14 protein-coding genes, 1 tRNA gene and 1 pseudogene are annotated in these 13,807 nt (G+C 72.2%); 10 read left to right on the top strand and 6 right to left on the bottom strand.

Annotated features, from left to right (window positions below; genetic code table 11):
* Window positions 1-65: 65 nt before the first annotated feature.
* Both tadA and AB0M18_RS26830 read left to right on the top strand, forming a co-directional pair.
* Window positions 66-494, top strand: a complete 429-nt coding sequence (tadA, locus tag AB0M18_RS26835) for a tRNA adenosine(34) deaminase TadA (protein WP_365762483.1) — start codon at window positions 66-68, stop codon at window positions 492-494.
* A 79-nt stretch (window positions 495-573) separates the two neighbouring features.
* Window positions 574-661: transfer RNA gene (locus AB0M18_RS26830), tRNA-Ser, on the top strand.
* 54 nt (window positions 662-715) lie between these two features.
* Here the strand turns inward: AB0M18_RS26830 and AB0M18_RS26825 are convergent.
* Window positions 716-3,952 (bottom strand): WD40 repeat domain-containing protein, encoded by a 3,237-nt coding sequence (locus AB0M18_RS26825; protein ID WP_365762320.1) that lies wholly within the window; start codon window positions 3,950-3,952, stop codon window positions 716-718.
* Between the two features lie 130 nt (window positions 3,953-4,082).
* Window positions 4,083-4,391 (bottom strand): annotated as a pseudogene (locus AB0M18_RS26820) (hypothetical protein); the annotation flags it as partial.
* A 541-nt stretch (window positions 4,392-4,932) separates the two neighbouring features.
* Here AB0M18_RS26820 and AB0M18_RS26815 point away from each other — a divergent pair.
* The 5 genes from AB0M18_RS26815 to AB0M18_RS26795 all read left to right on the top strand — a co-directional run bounded on the left by AB0M18_RS26815 (window position 4,933) and on the right by AB0M18_RS26795 (window position 8,585).
* Window positions 4,933-5,097, top strand: a complete 165-nt coding sequence (locus tag AB0M18_RS26815; protein WP_164986384.1) for a hypothetical protein — start codon at window positions 4,933-4,935, stop codon at window positions 5,095-5,097.
* Between the two features lie 9 nt (window positions 5,098-5,106).
* Window positions 5,107-5,406, top strand: coding sequence for a Dabb family protein (locus AB0M18_RS26810; protein ID WP_365762318.1), 300 nt, complete (start codon window positions 5,107-5,109; stop codon window positions 5,404-5,406).
* A 192-nt stretch (window positions 5,407-5,598) separates the two neighbouring features.
* Entirely contained in the window at window positions 5,599-6,516 is a 918-nt protein-coding gene (locus AB0M18_RS26805) for an RNA polymerase sigma factor SigF (protein WP_365762316.1), read from the top strand.
* Between the two features lie 236 nt (window positions 6,517-6,752).
* The gene (locus tag AB0M18_RS26800) at window positions 6,753-7,739 is read left to right on the top strand and encodes an RNA polymerase sigma factor SigF (protein WP_365762314.1); all 987 of its coding nucleotides are present in this window, start codon (window positions 6,753-6,755) and stop codon (window positions 7,737-7,739) included.
* A gap of 72 nt (window positions 7,740-7,811) precedes the next feature.
* Window positions 7,812-8,585, top strand: coding sequence for a hypothetical protein (locus tag AB0M18_RS26795; RefSeq protein WP_365762312.1), 774 nt, complete (start codon window positions 7,812-7,814; stop codon window positions 8,583-8,585).
* Here AB0M18_RS26795 and AB0M18_RS26790 read toward each other — a convergent pair.
* The 3 genes from AB0M18_RS26790 to AB0M18_RS26780 are packed head-to-tail and all read right to left on the bottom strand — an operon-like array spanning window position 8,566 to window position 10,479.
* Window positions 8,566-9,426, bottom strand: coding sequence for an alpha/beta hydrolase (locus AB0M18_RS26790; RefSeq protein ID WP_365762310.1), 861 nt, complete (start codon window positions 9,424-9,426; stop codon window positions 8,566-8,568). The genes AB0M18_RS26795 and AB0M18_RS26790 overlap by 20 nt on opposite strands.
* A complete protein-coding gene (locus AB0M18_RS26785) occupies window positions 9,423-9,998 on the bottom strand; it encodes a WHG domain-containing protein (protein ID WP_365762308.1) in 576 nt (191 codons plus the stop codon). Before AB0M18_RS26785 ends, AB0M18_RS26790 begins: the two co-directional genes overlap by 4 nt.
* 49 nt (window positions 9,999-10,047) lie before the next feature.
* Window positions 10,048-10,479, bottom strand: coding sequence for a hypothetical protein (locus tag AB0M18_RS26780; RefSeq protein WP_365762306.1), 432 nt, complete (start codon window positions 10,477-10,479; stop codon window positions 10,048-10,050).
* Window positions 10,480-10,666: 187 nt separating this feature from the next.
* Here AB0M18_RS26780 and AB0M18_RS26775 point away from each other — a divergent pair, with 187 nt between their 5' ends.
* The 3 genes from AB0M18_RS26775 to AB0M18_RS26765 are packed head-to-tail and all read left to right on the top strand — an operon-like array spanning window position 10,667 to window position 11,822.
* On the top strand, window positions 10,667-11,563 hold the full coding sequence (locus AB0M18_RS26775; RefSeq protein WP_365762481.1) for a helix-turn-helix transcriptional regulator: 897 nt from the start codon (window positions 10,667-10,669) through the stop codon (window positions 11,561-11,563).
* Complete coding sequence (locus AB0M18_RS26770) at window positions 11,520-11,642, top strand: DUF397 domain-containing protein (protein ID WP_365762479.1); 123 nt, start codon at window positions 11,520-11,522, stop codon at window positions 11,640-11,642. Before AB0M18_RS26775 ends, AB0M18_RS26770 begins: the two co-directional genes overlap by 44 nt.
* A gap of 12 nt (window positions 11,643-11,654) precedes the next feature.
* On the top strand, window positions 11,655-11,822 hold the full coding sequence (locus AB0M18_RS26765; protein ID WP_365762304.1) for a DUF397 domain-containing protein: 168 nt from the start codon (window positions 11,655-11,657) through the stop codon (window positions 11,820-11,822).
* A 4-nt stretch (window positions 11,823-11,826) separates the two neighbouring features.
* Here the strand turns inward: AB0M18_RS26765 and AB0M18_RS26760 are convergent, their stop codons facing one another.
* Window positions 11,827-12,168 carry a DoxX family protein gene (locus AB0M18_RS26760; RefSeq protein ID WP_365762302.1) on the bottom strand — a complete coding sequence of 114 codons (342 nt, stop codon included), beginning with the start codon at window positions 12,166-12,168 and terminating at the stop codon, window positions 11,827-11,829.
* Between the last annotated feature and the right edge of the window lie 1,639 nt (window positions 12,169-13,807).

Genomic DNA, 13,807 nt, shown 5'->3' with positions numbered 1-13,807 from the left:
ATCCCGTACGGGACTCGGATCCTGTACGGGGCCCGGATCCCGTACGGGACCCCTGGCGGGAGCCCATGCGGCTCGCCCTCGCCGAGGGCGAGCTGGCCGCGGCGGCCGGTGACGTGCCGGTCGGCGCGGTCGTGCTGTCCCCGGACGGTACGGTCCTCGCCCGCGGCCACAACGAGCGCGAGGCCATCGGCGACCCGACCGCCCACGCCGAGATCCTCGCCCTGCGGCGGGCCGCTGCGGCGACCGGCGAGTGGCGGCTGACCGGCTGCACGCTCGTGGTGACCCTGGAGCCCTGCGTGATGTGCGCGGGCGCGCTCGTCCAGGCGCGGGTCGAACGGGTGGTCTTCGGCGCCTTCGACGAGAAGGCCGGCGCCACCGGCTCCCTCTGGGACCTGGTCCGCGACCGACGTCTCAACCACCGCCCCGAGGTGATCCAGGGCGTCCTGGAGACGGAGTGCTCGGACCGCCTGACCCGCTTCTTCCGGGACCGCTGACCTGGCCGTGGGCACCGCCCCTGGCCTGCTGCGGGATACGGATTTCAGTCCACGGCGCCTTTGGGCTAAGCTCTCTCTCGGTAGCGTGTCCGAGCGGCCGAAGGAGCTCGCCTCGAAAGCGAGTGTGGGGAAACTCACCGAGGGTTCAAATCCCTCCGCTACCGCCAGAAAACCTCCCCGAATCGCGGAAACGCGGTTCGGGGAGGTTTTTTCATTCCTCCTCAGCCTTCCTCGCGGCAGGGCGGGTCGTAGGGCAAACCCGGGACGTACTGGGCCCATTGGGCCGGAGTGAGGACGTCGGTGCCCGCGCAGATCCAACGGGCCGCCGCCTGCGGGTCCGTGGACCAGAGGCGTACGGGCAGGCCCGGCCCGCCCGCGGCGAGGGTGCGGCCGTCGGGGGCGAAGGCGAGGGCGGTGACGCGGCCGACGCCGCCGGACAGGGGGCGGCTGAGGGCCGTGGCGTTCGCCGGGTCGGCGAAGCGGACCGTCCCGTCGGCGTCCCCCACCGCGAGGACGTCGCCGCCCGGGCCGAAGGCCAGGGACTCCACGTCACCGCCGCCGGTGACGGAGCCACGGGCGACCGGCCGCGCCGGGTCGGCGAGCTCCCAGGTGGTGAGGGTGGCATGGTCGGCCTTGGCGAGCGCCCGCCCGTCCGGGGAGAGCGCCAGGACCTGCGGGGCCGGCATGCCGGGGACGATGCCGGGCACCCGGACGACCGGGGACGGTCCCGAGCCGCCCGTCCACAGCGAGAAGTCGCCGTCGTCGTGCCCGACACCGATGACCCGCGCGCCGGAGCTGACGGCCAGTGACTCGGCCCCGCCGTCACCCGTCTTCAGCGGCCGGTCGGGCGCCGGAGGCCCTTCCGGCCCTTCGAGGTCCCACACCACCACCTCGTCCTCTCCCTCTACGACGGCGGTACCCCCGTCCGGGCTGATCGCGGGCGCCCGCCCGTCGCCGTCGGCCGCGCGTTCGGCGAGCCGCCGTGGCCGGCCGGGGTCGGTGACGTCCCAGCGGGAGACCCGGCGGTCGTCTCCGTCCCACGAGCCCACGGTGAGGCTGCGCCCGTCCGGCCCGAAGGCCAGGGCGGCCACCGTTCCCGTACCGGCGGACAGGGTGCCGACGACCCGGGCACGGCGGTCCGGACCGGCGAGGCTCCACAGGCGGACCGTGCCGTCGCCGCCGCCGGTGGCGAGGCGCCGCCCGCCCGGGGCGTAGGAGAGCGTGCGGGTGTCGTACGCGGCGGGCGGGAGAGCCGCGTCCGGCAGGCGCCAGAGCATGACGGGTCCGGTCTCCGTACCGGCGGCCAGGGTGCGCCCGTCCGGCGTGAACGTCAGTCCACGGACGGAGGACGGCGGCACGGGCAGGGACGGGCGGCCCTTGACGTCCGCGGGGTCGGCGAAGTTCCACAGGCGTACGGTCCGGGCGTTGTCGGCGACGACGAGCGTCTGCCCGTCCGGGCTGAAGGCCAGCGAGGTCACGTCCCGCCCGACGGTCGGCAGGTAGTAGCGCATCCGCCGGGGACGGGCGGGGTCCGCGAGGTCCCACACCCACACCTGGTTGCCGTTGGAGAGTGCGAGATAGCGCCCGTCCGGCCGGTACGCCGTCCGGTGGTACTCGTCCCGCGCGTTCGGCGGTACGAGGGCGGCGGGCGCGCGGTCCGGGTGGGCCAGGTCCCAGATCCGTACGGTGGAGTCGCCGCTGGTCCCCGCGAGGGTGCGGCCGTCCGGGCCGAAGGCCCTGGGGGCGCCGTTCAGGGAGAGGGTCGAGCGGGGCAGCAGCACTGCGCGGGCCGGATCGGTCACGTTCCACGCGAGCATGCGGCCCTGGGGGCCGCTGCCGAAGAGCGTGCGGCCGTCGCGGGCGAAGGCGAGCGTGCCTCCGCCGCGGCCGGCGGCGCCGCGCGGCAGCTCGACGGGGACGGGCCGGGCAGGGTCGGTGACGTTCCACAGCTTGGCCGGGAAGAAGCGGGAAGTGGCAGTCAGGAGCCGACCGTCCGGACTGAAGCCGACCTCACCCCCGAGACCGGCTTCGAGCGGCTTCCCGAGCTCGCTGGGCGACCGGGTCGGATCGGCGACGTCCCACAGTCTGATCAGGCCGCCGACGTCCACCGCGGCGAACACCCGGCCGTCCGGCCGGTACGCCGTGCCGGTCACCATGCGCCGGAAGCCCGGCACCTGGCGCGGCAGCACCGCGTTGGCATCCACGTACAGGTTCATCGTCGTCGCCGCGCGCGGCGCCAGCCGGTGCGCCACCAGGTCGAGCCGGGCCGCGAGCGCCGGGTCCGCCGTGCGGAGACCGTCGGCCTGGGCGGTGATGCGGGCGGCGAGGGCCGCGCGCTGCTCGGTCTCGGCCGTACCGCTCTGGCGGACGGCGAGGACGGCGGCCGTCCCGGCGACGAGCACGAGGGCGACCAGGACCGCGACGATCCGGCGCCGGATCCGTACGGAACGCTTCCGCAGCCGCACGGAGGCGTTCAGGAAGTCCCGGCGCAGCAGGTCGTCCTCGGCCGGGTCCGGCGGCTCGGGGGCCGCCTCCAGAGCCCGGTCGAGCGGCTTGCCCCGGTAGAGCGCGTCGGGCTCGCGGCCTGCGCCCTGCCAGGCGCGGGCGGCGGCGTCGAGGTCCTGGAGGAGCAGGTTGCGGGGCCTGTCGTCGTTGATCCAGGCGTGCAGGGTGGGCCAGGCGGTGAGCAGCGCCTCGTGGGTGAGCGAGACCGTCTCGCGCTCCTGCACCAGGAGTCGGCGCGCGGTGAACGCGGCGAGCACCGCCTCGGCCGTCTCGCGGTCGGGCACCCCGGCGAGCAACTGGTCGCGGCGGATCCGGCGGCGCCCGTCGGCGAGGACGCCGTCGCCGTCCTCGCCGATGGCGACGAGGCCGAGAAAGAGCCGCCGGGCGATGCCCTGGGCGGCCTCGCCGAGCCCCTCGTACACCTGGTCGGCGCTGTTGCCGAGGGCGTGCGCGACCCCGCCGGTGCCGGTGTAGCCGGCGACGGTGAGCAGCCGGCCCTGCCGGTTCTGCCAGGTGGCGCGCAGGGCGTGCGCGAGCAGCGGGAGCGCGCCGGGCTCGACGAGGCCGCGGCGGGCGCCGAAGTCGGAGACGAGGAGGTCGACCAGGCCGGGTTCGAGCCGGAGACCGGCCGCGCGGGCGGGCAGGCGGATCGCGTCGAGGAGTTCCTCGCGGGACAGCGGGCCGAGGAGGAGCTGTCCGTTCTGGACGGCGGCACGCAGCCAGGGCAGTTCGGCGCAGTGGGCGTAGAAGTCGGCGCGCAGGGCGAGCACGACGAGGGCGAGCGGGGCGGTTTCGCCCGGGTCGGGGCCGGGATCGGCGAGGCGGGAGAGGAGGTCGGTGAAGGCCTGCCGTTCGGCGGCGTCGGTGCAGAGGGTGAACAGTTCCTCGGCCTGGTCGACGACGAGCAGGACGCGGCGGTCGGGGCCGATCTTCCTCCGTAACGCCTCGGACAACGCACCGAAGCCGACGTCCGGATCCGGGTCCGGATCCGGGGAATCGTCGAGGCCCGCGAGTTCGAGGAGGGGCGGTCAGTTCCCGTACGGGGCGGGCCGTGGGGGTGAGCAGCAGCCGGGGCCAGTGGCGCGCGCCGGGCACGGGGACCCGGGCGTGGTCGAGGTCCTGCCACAGTCCGGCCTGGAGCAGCGAGGTCTTGCCGGCGCCGGAGGGGGCGACGACGACCAGCGGGGTGCGGGCTGCGTGGCATTCGGCGAGTCGCTCGCAGAGTTCGGTACGGAGCCGGGTCCGGCCGAAGTAGTGCTCGGCCCGGTCGGCGGTGAAGGCGGCGAGGCCGGGATAGGGGCAGTCGTCGGTGACCGGGCCGTCGGTGAGGTGCGTCTCGGAGCCGTCGGGCTCCTGGACGTAGAGGTGGAAGTCGCCCTCGGCGACGTACATGTCGCGCCCGGAGGCGTACGCGCGGGCGGGCTCCTCGCCCTCGTACCCGTACCCGTACTGGTCCTCGTACCCCGCCTCGTCGTACCCGGCTGACTCGTCGTGCCCGGCTGACTCGGCGGACCTGTCGTACCGGTCGGACGGGTCGGACCGGTCGGACCGGTCGTCCTCAGGAGTGCTCGTCACACATCCGCAGCGTAGCCATGTGCATGCCACACATGAAGGGGTTCGGCCGGGGGGAGCGGCATCGGGGGGACAAGCCGCTCCCCCCGATGAGGACCGATCCCACAGGTCCGGCACCGCAGTCAGGGGGAAAGCTCGCGGCGCGGACCCCGCAGTGAGGGCCGGTCCCACAGCCCCGCGGATTCCTGCCAGATCCGCCGGGCTCGACATCCATCCTGCGCGTCCGCCACCCTTCCGGAGGTCGGCGAAAGACCCCGATCCGCGGGCCCTTGGTCCATGAAGGCCGAGCCAAAGGTCGCGCAAACAGGGCTCGGCTAGACTCGGCGACCGCTCAGGGGCGGCTCAAGGGGAGGGCAGACGGATGGCGCAGGCGAAGAAGATCGCGCTCTATGCGGTCGTGGTCTTTGTGCTGTACACGATCATCACGTCACCCGCCCGGGCGGCGGACCTCGTCCAGGTAGGGTTCGAGGGAATATCGAGCGCCGCTCAAGGAGTCGGTCAGTTCATGACCGAGCTCGTGAATTAGGAGACGACAGTGATCCGCCATCTGGTCCTCTTCAAGCTCAACGACGGCGTGCAGCGGGACGAGCCGCGTGTCGTCGCCGGCGTCGAGGCCTTCCGCGCCCTCGGGGCGCAGATCCCGGAGCTGAAGTTCTGGGAGTGCGACTGGAACATCACCGACCGGCCGATCGCGTACGACTTCGCCATCAACTCCGCCGTCGCCGACCGCGACGCCCTGCAGCGCTACCTGGACCACCCCGCACACCAGGCGGGCGTGGGCATGTGGCGCGAGTTCTCCACGTGGGTCATCGCCGACTACGAGATCGAGGGCTGACCTCCTCGCTCCCGCTTCGGCCCCCATTCGGGCCCCTCGCCGACACCGGCGGGGGGCCCGGATGCTTACCCCGCACACCCACCCTCAACACGTCGTTATGCGGTGCTTGCACACAGTGGACATGTCTTGTGATGCTATGACCGCTTTTGACGGATGAGTCGACCGAAGTTGACGTGAAGGGGTGGCGTGAACGTGCCGGCCAGTGCAGCGCCTCAAGTCCCGCCCCAGCCCCAGAACGAGGCCGGGTCCGTAGGGGCCTCCGGGATGTCCGGGGCCTCCGGGACGTCCCGGCCCACCGGCTCCATCGCCGGGCCGGCGGAACCCCCGCGCCCCCGCCCCCAGAGCACCCGCGGCGCCGACACCCGCGCCCTCACCCAGGTGCTCTTCGGGGAGCTCAAGAACCTGGAGCCGGGCAGCGCCGAGCACCACCGGGTGCGCGGGGCGCTGATCGAGGCCAACCTCCCCCTCGTGCGCTACGCCGCCGCCCGCTTCCGCAGCCGCAACGAGCCGATGGAGGACGTGGTCCAGGTCGGCACCATCGGCCTGATCAACGCCATCGACCGCTTCGACCCGGACCGCGGCGTCCAGTTCCCGACCTTCGCGATGCCGACCGTGGTCGGCGAGATCAAGCGCTACTTCCGGGACAACGTGCGCACCGTCCACGTCCCGCGCCGGCTCCACGAGTTGTGGGTCCAGGTCAACGGCGCCACCGAGGACCTCACCACGGCCCACGGCCGCTCCCCCACCACCGCCGAGATCGCCGAGCGGCTGAAGATCGGCGAGGACGAGGTGCTCGCCTGCATCGAGGCCGGCCGCTCCTACCACGCCACCTCCCTGGAGGCGGCCCAGGAGGGCGACGGGCTGCCCGGCCTGCTCGACCGGCTCGGTTACGAGGACCCCGCGCTCGCCGGGGTCGAGCACCGCGACCTCGTACGGCATCTGCTCGTCCAGCTCCCCGAGCGCGAGCAGCGGATCCTGATGCTGCGCTACTACAGCAACTTGACCCAGTCTCAGATCAGCCAGGAGCTCGGCGTCTCACAGATGCACGTGTCAAGGCTCCTCGCCCGGAGCTTCGCCCGATTGAGATCCGCAAATCGGATCGAGGCGTAACCGGAACGGGTAGACCGTTTCAGGGCGGTTTCCCACCCTCCCAAATGCCGCACACCCCTTGTTTCCTGCGGATATTCACCGACTCCATGTCGACAAGTCACTACAGCGCGTTGCCGACATGTGACATTCTGCTGGAACCGCGTTTGGCGCAGCCCCGCCTCCGGTATTCAGGTGGAGGCTGCGTTCCTCAGATGGTCGTGGCCGACACGACCGTCCGCGACCTCAAAGGGGGTGGCATGTCCGCAGAACAGGGCAGCTCGAAGGTGCTCACGCTCACGCCCACGCCCATGCCCACGCAGACGACGGCACCGACCGCCGCCGACCGCTCGACGGCGGAGGACACGACGCCCGCGCTCGCGGCGGCCGAGGCCACGACGGACGTGACCACTCCCGACACAACTCCCGTCGCGGAGGCCGCCGTCACGCAGCCCACCGTCACCCCGGGGACCCTCGACACCCGCACCCTCTCCCGCTCCCTGTTCCTGCGGCTGCGCGCCCTGGACGAGGAGGGCGCCGCCGCGGACAGCCCCGAGCGGACCTACGTCCGCGACACCCTCATCGAGCTCAACCTCCCCCTCGTGCGCTACGCGGCGGCCCGCTTCCGCTCCCGCAACGAGCCGATGGAGGACATCGTCCAGGTCGGCACCATCGGCCTGATCAAGGCGATCGACCGCTTCGACTGCGAACGCGGCGTGGAATTCCCGACGTTCGCGATGCCGACCGTGGTCGGCGAGATCAAGCGCTTCTTCCGCGACACCTCGTGGTCGGTGCGCGTGCCGCGCCGGCTCCAGGAGCTGCGGCTCGCCCTCACCAAGGCCAGCGACGAGCTCTCGCAGAAGCTCGACCGCTCCCCCACCGTGCCCGAACTCGCCGCCGTGCTCGGGGTGTCGGAGGAGGACGTGGTCGACGGCCTCGCCGTCGGCAACGCGTACACCGCCTCCTCGCTCGACTCCCCGTCCCCGGAGGACGACGGCGGCGAGGGCTCCCTCGCCGACCGCCTGGGCTACGAGGACACGGCCCTGGAGGGCGTCGAGTACCGCGAGTCGCTCAAGCCGCTGCTCGCCAAACTCCCGCCCCGGGAGCGGCAGATCATCATGCTGCGCTTCTTCGCCAACATGACGCAGTCGCAGATCGGCGAGGAGGTCGGCATCTCGCAGATGCACGTCTCCCGGCTGCTGACGCGGACGCTGGCGCAGCTGCGCGAGGGCCTGATCGCGGACTGATCGCGGACTGATCGCGGACCGAAGTTCCGCGTTTCCCTTCCTCACTGACATGGCATCAGACACACTGCCGCCATGTGGCGACGGAAGCGACGGCCGGGACTCATGGTGGTCACGCTGGTCGCGCTCTGCCTCGGCGGGGCGCTGACCGCGTGCGGCGGCAGCGACGACGGCGAGGGGTACGCGGCGGTCGGCGCCGGCCAGACCGGCCCCAAGGGCGCCGTACAGCCGTCGGGCGCCGTGACGCTCGTCCCCCTGGACCCGAAGGCCACCGGCCCGGAACTCACCTCCAGCACCTCCCGCCCGTCGCCGGGACCACCGGCTTCCGATACGGGCACAGGAAGCCGTACGGGCACGGTGCCGGGCGGTACGGCCACGGCGCCGCCCCCGGTCAGCGGCGCGCCCGCCCCGCCCCGTACCCCGGGAAGCCCGGCGACGACGCCCGCGACACCCGCGAAGCCGCCGGCATCCGCTCCTCCGGCACCCGCACCGACAAGCACGGCGCCGCCCACGAAGCCCCCGGCGCCGGCTCCGACTCCGGAGCCCGCCCTCCTCACGCTCTCCGCGCCCGTGCTCACCGACACGGACAGGCGCTGGTGCGAGAACGTCACCGTCGGCTTCCGCAACACCGGTGGCACGGCCGCCCGTTCGGGCACGGTGACCTTCGCGACACATGTCATCGGCGCCCTCGGGATCGACTGGGCGACCCTCTCGTCGAGTCAGCCGCTCCCCGCGCCGATCCAGGCCGGGACGACCCGTACCCAGACCTACACGGTCTGCGTGGACTCCTGGCGGGTGCCGCTCGGCATGCACGTGGACACGCAGAAGGTCACGGCCTCCTGGCGGTGAGCGCCTGAAGGAGTTGCCCGGCGAACTCCTCGGGGTGCGTCACGCACCCCAGGTGTCCGCCGGTGAAGTCCACGATCTCCGCCCCCGTCAGCTCCGCGAGCCGCCGCGTCGGCCAGGCCAGCGGGACCTGGTCCGCCGACTCCCGGCCGACGCCCAGGACCAGCTTTCCGGCGGCGGCGCGCAGCCCCTCGATGTCGGGTGCGGAGGAGGAGAAGGGGCAGAGGACATGCTCCAGGAAGACGGGCATGTTGGCGCCCATGCGGGCGGCCATCGGCCGGATGCCGGCCGGCAGTTCGGCGGTGCCCGCTTCCTGCTCACCCTCCGGCTTCCGTCCGTCCGGCGACTCCGCGAACCGGGCCATGGCCGCTCCGAGCCCCTTCGTACGGAGCAGGTCGCGCACCTCCGCGTAGTGGGCGCGGTACGGGGCGGGGTCGGCGAGCAGCTCCACGAGCGGCGGCTCGTGCGCGACCAGCCGCCGCACCCGGTCGGGCCGGGCGGCGAGCAGCGCGAGGCCCACGATGGCGCCGGAGCTGCTGCCGAAGACGTACGCGGGCTGGTCGGGTGTGACGGCGTCCAGGACGGCGAGCGCGTCCGCGCCCCACTCCTCGACCCGCTGGTCGGTGCGGGGCGTGTCGAGCGGCCCGTCGAGCGGGCTGCGGGACAGTCCGCGCTGGTCGTAGGAGACGACCGTGTGCCCGGCGTCCGCGAGGAGGTCCGCCATCCCCTCGAACATCCCGGCGTCGCCGGCCCCGCCGGGGATGAGGAGGAGGACGGGGCCGGTGCCGCGCGTCTCGTAGCGGAGGGTGGCTCCGGGCACCTTCACATGGCCGATGTCGTTCACTTCCGGCTCCCCCAGTTCTCGAGTGTGGTGTGCAGCGCGTCGAGCGAGCGCGCCCAGGACGCGACGACTGGCCGGGTGTGCTGGAAGCCGCCGCTCAGCTCGATGTGGATGAACCCGTGGAAGGTGGCGCGGAGCAGCCGCCCGGCGTCGGTGAGGTCGGGCTCGGCGAGCCCGTAGCCGCGCAGCATCCCGTACGTCAGCTCGACCGCGCGCTGGAAGACGGCGGTGTCCTGCACCTCGTGGAGCTCGATCCGCTGCTGGGTGGCCGCATAGCGGCCGGGGTGGGCGAGCGCGTAGTCGCGGTAGGCGTCCGCGAAGGCGACGAGCGCGTCCCGCCCCGAGCGTCCGGCCACGGCGGCGCCGATGGCCTCGTTCATCTCGCGCGAGGCGAGGAGGGCGAGCCGGACGCGCAGGTCGCGGAGGTTCTTGATGTGCGAGTAGAGGCTCGCGTCCTTGACGCCGAAGCGCCGGGCGAGGGCGGAGACGGTGACCTTCTCGATCCCCCCGGCCTCGTCGGCCAGTTCGGCGGCGGCGCGGACGAGGAGGTCGGGGGTGATTCCGGCTCGGACCATGGCTCGCGGGTCTTCCTTCCTAGGATCTCTAGGAAGGAAGCTAGCACTCCTAGGGAAGCGGGGGCGCGGGAATTTCCCGCCGGGGCAGCGGGTGCACATCGGCCTGATGCCGGCGGAGGAGGACGTTCGCGTCGGTCTCCGCGCTCCAGTCGAACCGCTCCCGGGCGGCGGCCCGGGAGGCCGCGAGCTCGTCGCACTCGGCGCAGCTCGGTACGGGCGCGGGCGGGCGCATCAGCTCGTACGCGGCGCTCGCCCGCTCGTTCACGGCCCGCACCCCGGCGCCGATCCGCTCGTCCCGAGTGGCCGGCCGCACCTTCTCCGGATCGGCCTGCCACTCCCGCCCGCCCCCGATCGGCCGCAACATCGCGTACGGCCCGGCCGCCCCCCGGTACTCCCCGACCTTCCGCGCCACCACGTCGTACAGGAAGTCCCCACGCTCCGGCCCCTCGTACGCACCGCCGCCGCCCGTGCACCCTGCCATGTCGCCTTTCCTCCCAGGACTCACTCGATCACCCGATCGGGCGATTACTCTGTGTGCTCCCAGCGTTGCTCAATGGAGAGGGCGGCCACAACGCTGATCGCGTGGCAAGGGCTGCTGTCACGAGGGGGGAGTTCGGGTGATCGAGCGGGGCGGGAAGGCGGGCGTGGAGCCCGCGACGACGGCGGAGATGTTCGGCGAACTGCTCAGGCACTACAGGGAGTCAGCGGGCCTGACGCAAGAGGCGCTGGCGCGGCAGGTGCCGTGCGACCGGTCGCAGGTGGCGAAGGTGGAAGCGGCGAAGCGGGTGCCGACGGACACGTTCGCGAAGGCGTGCGACAGGATTCTGGGGACGGGGCAGAGGTTATTCCGTCTGTGGGAGCGGATCGACTGGTACCCGGAGGTGCAGCACCCGGACTGGTTCGGGCGGCGGGCGGAGATGGACGCGAAGGCGGTGGCCTTGCACGAGTACCAAGTCGCGGTGATGCCAGGCCTGCTCCAGGCCCCGGAATACGCGCACGCCCTGTTCGCTCGTGCCATCAGCGGCGAGGAATTGGAAGAGCGCGTACGTGCCAGGTTGAGCCGTCAACAGCGATTCCTGTCGGAGGACGGCCCGCTGTACACCGTCGTGCTGGATGAGAGCTGCCTGCGGACCGCGATCGGTGGCGCCGACGTCATGCGCGTCCAGTGCGCCCACCTCCTGCACGTCGGCAGGCTCCCCAACGTCTTCATCCAGGTGGCACCAGTCCACGACGCGGAACTGCACCGTCCCAACACCTCGATGTCGCTGATCAGGCTGCCCGACGGGCACGAATGGATCTACTCGGAATCTCTCGACAGCGGCCACTTCAGCGATGATCCAGCCGCCTTGGCGCGGCACGCCCGGACCTATCATGGGCTGAGGGCCGACGCTCTGTCCGCCCGCGAATCCGCCACGCTGATCAGCGACTTGATGGAAGGGTACGGGCATCATGGAACGGCACGATCTGAGCGCGGCGATCTGGATCAAGAGCAGCTACAGCGGGGACAACGGCGGAAACTGCATCGAAGTCGCCCCCGGATTCCCCGGCCTCGTCCCCGTACGTGACAGCAAGACGCCCAACGGCCCGGTGCTCGTGCTCTCCGCCCCGGCCTGGGCGACGTTCGTCGATTCCGTCCGCAGCTGAGAGGACACCGCCATGGTGACGTGGATCAAGAGCAGCTACAGCGGTAACAACGGAGGCGACTGCGTCGAGGTCGCCTCGGGCCTGACCGGCCTCGTCCCCGTACGTGACAGCAAGGCCCCGGAGGGCCCCGCTGTCGTCTTCGACCGCGCCGCGTGGGAGACGTTCGTCCACAGCCTGTGAATCGTCACGCCGCCAGCGCCAGGACGGCGACCGCCGGGGCCATGTACATCAGCGGGAAGGCGATGTGCCCGTACGCGCGGGCACGGAGGACGGTGATGACCGCGCCCGCGAAGTACAGGACGAGTCCGATCGCGGCGGCGATCCCGATCACCGGGATCGCGTAGCCGACGAGGAGACCCACGGCGCCGGCCAGCTTGGCGGCGCCGAGCAGGTTCCAGGTGGAGCGCGGGACGCCGTACTCGGCAAGCGGTTCGACGACGAACTTCGCCCGGAAGAAGATCGCGGCCCCGGAGAACCCGGCCATGAAGGCGGCGACGGCGGTCACGACGGTGGCGGTGGTGGACATCTCAGGCTCCTCGCTCGTGCGGCACCGGGCGTTTCCCGCGCTCGCACTGCACTGACACCGCTCGGGCGGTACGTGTGACCGCACGGGGAAGTTTTTTCTAGAGCCGTTTCTGGGGGCGCGGCTTGAGGCGCTCGGGGCCGAGGCCCCGGTGAGCTTCTGGTGTGGCCGCCCTCTCTCCGAGTGTGGCCCCCTCCACCACCGCCTCAAGGGCGCTCCCTTCGGTCGCGTCGCTCCGCGATGGCCTGCGGCCACCCTTGACCCGGTGTCTCCGGGAGCCTTTACACACTCGGAGGGCGGCCGGGGGCCCGGCCACGCGGAAAGCCCCGGGTAGCCCGTCCCGCCGTAGGCGGATGGCGGACCGGTGGCGGGTGAGCCCGGGTATCGCTCCGCCGAGAGAGTCCCCTCCCGTTGGGCGGGTGGGGGCTCGGGTCGTGGCCGAGGCTGGACAGTCCGCCCCCGCCGGTTCGGGGTGCGCGGGCGTGGAATGGGGTGCCCATTCCGAGTTCAGCGGCCGACGGCGATCCCCCAGCCGGGGCACACGCCCCGCTGGTCACGACCGGTGGGCGATGCAAACCCCGCTCGCGCGAGGCCTCGGGGTGGCGTGGCCGCCTCTGGAGTCACACAGGCCTCATCCGTACCACCTGCGGCCGGGATTGGGGACTTTGCACCGCCCGGCAGAGGCAGGCGAGAGCCGCGGGCGTGCAATCCCCGCTCACGCGGGCCCTTTGCCGCCACAGACCGCCACTGGAGTCACAGGAGTTCGCCCTCGCCCCATCCCTGCTGCGGATCGCCGACTTCGTTCCACCCGGCGGGTCTCCGGCAGTGCGAGGACGTGATCCTGCTCGGCCGCCCCCGGCCATCGGGCTCGGCGTCACAGCCGCCCATGTGGGCTACTCAGTCCTCATCCTCACCGGAGACGCCTACCCCACCCGCCAGCGGGGCGAATTGCTGGACAAGGACAACGGTGCCGGACACGTGAGTCACAGGGACCACCAGCAATACAGCCGCCGGCCGGAGGCATGAGCTCTCTGAGCCAGGGCTCTGACAGCAGCTGTCCGGAGTGCGGGCGTTTGCCGGCCTCCTCATAGCTGCAGCCGGTCAGGACGGCTTCGAGCTGAGCGATCGCGACGACCGGATCGATGTTCTTGAGGAAGACCACATCGAGTTCCGTCATGTCGCGGATTCTGGCATCCACTGCTGACAGTCCCTGGCTGGCACCGCCAGAGCACGCCAGGGCCAAGATTCAGAGTCACAGGAGTCCCCCATGTCTCTTCCGAGGGCGTGGATCTCGGACTTTGCGTTGTCCGGGAGGCGCCTGCACGGCTGCTGGGCGTGCAAAGTCGGGAATCGCGGTGGGGGATGGGAATTGGATCGCCTCACCAGTCACACGAGTCCCACTCGTCCCAACTCGGCTGCGGGTTGCGGACTTTGCATGCTGCGGTGACCAGCGGGGCATGAGTCCCGGCCGGACGGCGGCCGACAGTCGCCGGGCCGAGCCCGGCCGCCCCATTTCACGCCCGCGCACCCCCAACGACGGACACGGCCCCACCCACCCCGAGAACAAGCCGAGCCCCCACCCACCGACCCGAAGGCTCCCTCCTCCGGAGCGATACCCGGGCTCACCCACCACCGGCCCGCC

This window comes from Streptomyces sp. NPDC051909, from assembly GCF_040681095.1.
GTDB lineage: Bacteria > Actinomycetota > Actinomycetes > Streptomycetales > Streptomycetaceae > Streptomyces.
Note: the sequence above shows the minus strand (reverse complement) of the source record. Positions and strands in the feature narration are given on the sequence as shown.